The organism is Stenotrophomonas sp. HMWF003 (assembly GCF_003061285.1).
Classification (GTDB): Bacteria; Pseudomonadota; Gammaproteobacteria; order Xanthomonadales; family Xanthomonadaceae; genus Stenotrophomonas; species Stenotrophomonas maltophilia_AP.
In genome coordinates this window covers 11,279-14,493 of record NZ_QAIW01000396.1, presented here as the reverse complement: position 1 = coordinate 14,493, position 3,215 = coordinate 11,279, and the positions used below count along the sequence as shown (strand labels likewise).

Here is a 3,215-nt window from a genome sequence, read left to right as displayed (position 1 = left end):
GCGCAGCCCTGCCGAACCCTCCTACAGCAGCTGGTGGGTCACGCCCACCGGCCGTGCGTGGTCGTCCATATGCAACGTAACCGCCTTCCCGCTGGCCAGCTGCGCGGCCAGCTCCGGGCTGGCACCCAGGTCGCGCGCAATCTCTTCGCGGGTCGTGTCTTCGTGCGGCGTACGGCGCTCCTTGCCGGCAAACCGCAGACGGTTGTATTCGGCCCAGGCGATCAGCAGCACGGCCGTGCAGACCAGCATCACCGGCAACGCGATGATGATGAACGGGTCGATGGTCTGCTTGTACTCGTACAGCTGCAGCCAGGCCAGACGCCCGCCGAGCAGCCAGGAAATCAGCGTGACCAGCGGCGCCCACAGGTAGAAGTAAAAGCCCCAGAAGGCCAGCGTCACAAAGCCCCAGGCGGTACGTTGCAGGCGGGGTTGCTGGCGCGGTTTCTGGATCAGGCGCGAGTCGAAGCGGCGGGTGGATTTGACAGTGTTCATCGGATTCCCCGGTCGGGACTGACCCAGACCGCCCGCTTGCCCCGGCGCTTGAACAGCGTCTTGGGCAGGGCCACCAGGGTCGTGAACAGGCTGATGAGCCAGTACGCCATCGGGTACCAGATCACCCAGAAGTAGTTGCGTCCAATGTGGGTTTCGTAACGGCGGTCGATGATCAGGCTGCTGGCGAACTGCAGCAGGCACACCAGCGCCAGGATCACCCCGTGCCATTGCGGCAGCAGCGTGGCGATATACAGGTCCTGCGGCATGGCAATGAACTTGCCCAGCACCCAGAGCACGATGATGGCCAGCATGGTGTAGGCCCACAGCACGCTCAGGATGTACTCCAGCAGCACGCCCCACATGCGCCGCTTGCGCCAGTTGAACAGCGAGCCGCCATGCCGCAGCAGCACTTCCACGCCGCCCTGCGCCCAGCGCAGGCGCTGCCGCCACAGGCCCTTGAGCGTTTCCGGCATCAGGATGAAGCACAGCGCGTTGGGTTCGTAGCGGATGTCCCAATGGTCCAGCTGCAGGCGCCAGCTGATGTCGATGTCCTCGGTGACCATGTCATCGGCCCAGTAGCCGATGCGGTGCAGGGCGGTGCGGCGGAATGCAGCGATGACCCCGGAGATGGTGAAGATGCGCCCGTACACGCGCTGGGCGCGCTTGATCATGCCGATGATCGAAGAGAACTCGGCCACCTGCAGGCGCCCCAGCAGGGTGGAACGGTTGCGGATACGCGGGTTGCCGGTCACCGCCCCCACGCGCGGGCCGCTGGTCAGGTGCCAGACCATCCAGTGGGTGGCGTACTCCTCCAGCATCGCATCGCCGTCGATGCACACCAGGTACTCCGACCGTGCCGCCAGCGCGCCCATCCGCAGCGCGTTGGCCTTGCCCAGGTTGCGGTCCAGGTGCACCACGCGCAGCCGCGGGTGCAGGGCGGCCATTGCGTCCAGGCGGGCACCGGTGTCGTCGCTGCTGCCATCGTTGATGGCGATCACTTCGAAGTCCGGGTAGTTCTGGCGCAGCGCCGAGCCGAGGGTATCGGTCAGGTTGTCGGCTTCGTTGTGGCAGGGAATCAGGATCGAGGCGAACGGGTAGCTGGCCATCGGCGGCGGATCGTCGCGATCGCGCGCCTTGCGTTCGCGTCGGAAGAAGTAATACAGGCCACCAGACATCCAGAAGAACGCCATCACCATCGGATAGAAGAAGGCGAACTGGAACAGGGCGAACAGGAAGGGATGCATGGCAGCCTCACTTTTCCTCGTACGGGAAGCTGCGCGAGGACATGCCCGCGCGGGCATCGTAGGTGGACGGACGGCCGGCGATGAAGTCGTCGGGGTACCAGGCGAAATGACGCACGCCCTGCGCCTGCAGGCGACGGATCTGCGCACGCAGGCGCTCACCGGGAATCGGGGTCTGGGTACGCCAGTCCACCGTCTGCAGTTCGAACATGGTCTGGGACAGCTGCGGGTCGTGCGCACGCACCGCTACCACCAGCTTGTCCAGCCATTTTTCCGGGTTGCGGCTGCCTTCCATCCACGGCATCGCCATCAGCGCGGTGTGGTCGTAGGCCTTGTTGAACAGGTCCAGGCGCTGGGCGAACCAGCTGGCACTCTGCGGCTGCAGCACCGGCTGCGCGTACAGGTTGCGCACCGTGGCCAGCTTGGGCCGCCAGCGCTGCGCGGCGCGGCGCAGCTCCAGGGTGAAGTCGATCAATGCCTGGGTGCGTGCGCCGTCATCGCCTTCGGGCGGCAGCTGGCTCAGCTCGGTGTCGCGCAGGTAGGCATCGTCGTGGAACAGCAGCCCCTCGAAGTAGGAGTTGATCGCCAGGTCTTCGTAGATGTCATCGATGATCCGGCGCACCTTCGGGTTGGTGAAATCCAGCCGGAAGATGCCGTCGCGCTCGGGGCTCTCGATCGCCAGCGCCTTGCGGATGGCCGGGTCCTTGAGCTCGTAGCCCAGCACCGGCAGCCACGCGAAGACCTTCACCCCGGCCCGCGTTTTCAGCTGCCATGCCACGCGGTTGAACAGGTCCGCGCGCATCGGCAGGTGCCGGTTGGGGAAGTACAGCGCGTCGGCCGAACCGTTGCCGTCCGGGTCGGCGAAGGCCTGCAGGAACACGTGGGTGGGGCCGATCTTCTTGACCCGCTCGATCAGCGCATCCAGGTTTTTGGCCAGCTGCGCCGGGTTGGCGTCGTACACCGCGTCCAGGTCGATCTGCAGGGCGCGCATGCCATCGCGCTCGACGTCGCGGCGCAGTTCGTAGGCCAGCTGGATCACGGTCGGGTTGTTGGTCACCAGCAACCGGGCCAGGCCGTGCAGGTCGCGCGTCACCGGCGTGCTGCGGCCTTCCAGGTCGAAGGACACCGGCATGCCGAGCTGCTCGGCGATGTCGTTGCTCAGCGCGTTGTAGGCGGCGTACGGCCACACGATCGCCTTGGGCGACACGCCCACGTTCTTGCGGATGCGGTCCACGCTCAGCTGCAGGTCCGCGCGCAGGCGGGCTTCGTACTCGGCGGCGGTTTCGTAGCGTTTGGCGGCCGGGTCGTAGATGCGGGTGATCACCGCCGGGGTCGAGTTGCCCTGCGGGTTGGACTGCACGCCGTGGTGCAGGTTGTCGGTGTGGCTGGCCAGTTCGATCAGCCCGCTCTTCTGCATCTCGCGCAGTTGTTCCCAGGTGAGGAAATCATCGCGGGTGAAGGGGCGGTAGCCGTAATCGATCT

3 protein-coding genes are annotated in these 3,215 nt (G+C 66.0%); all 3 read right to left on the bottom strand.

What is annotated here, in order from left to right:
• Nucleotides 1-21: 21 nt before the first annotated feature.
• Nucleotides 22-492: a poly-beta-1,6-N-acetyl-D-glucosamine biosynthesis protein PgaD gene (pgaD, locus tag DBR34_RS17090; RefSeq protein WP_128097681.1), complete on the bottom strand. Its 471-nt coding sequence runs from the start codon at nucleotides 490-492 to the stop codon at nucleotides 22-24.
• A complete protein-coding gene (gene pgaC / locus DBR34_RS17085; RefSeq protein ID WP_128097680.1) occupies nucleotides 489-1,736 on the bottom strand; it encodes a poly-beta-1,6-N-acetyl-D-glucosamine synthase in 1,248 nt (415 codons plus the stop codon). The genes pgaD and pgaC overlap by 4 nt, the downstream gene beginning before the upstream one ends.
• A 7-nt stretch (nucleotides 1,737-1,743) precedes the next feature.
• A partial coding sequence (gene pgaB / locus DBR34_RS17080; protein ID WP_258224053.1) for a poly-beta-1,6-N-acetyl-D-glucosamine N-deacetylase PgaB occupies nucleotides 1,744-3,215 on the bottom strand: 1,472 nt, incomplete at its 5' end.

Bases quoted from the DNA above. Each gene is read 5' to 3' on its own strand.
- pgaD (WP_128097681.1), bottom strand. From the start codon at position 492: ATGAACACTGTCAAATCCACCCGCCGCTTCGACTCGCGCCTGATCCAG.
- pgaC (WP_128097680.1), bottom strand. From the start codon at position 1,736: ATGCATCCCTTCCTGTTCGCCCTGTTCCAGTTCGCCTTCTTCTATCCG.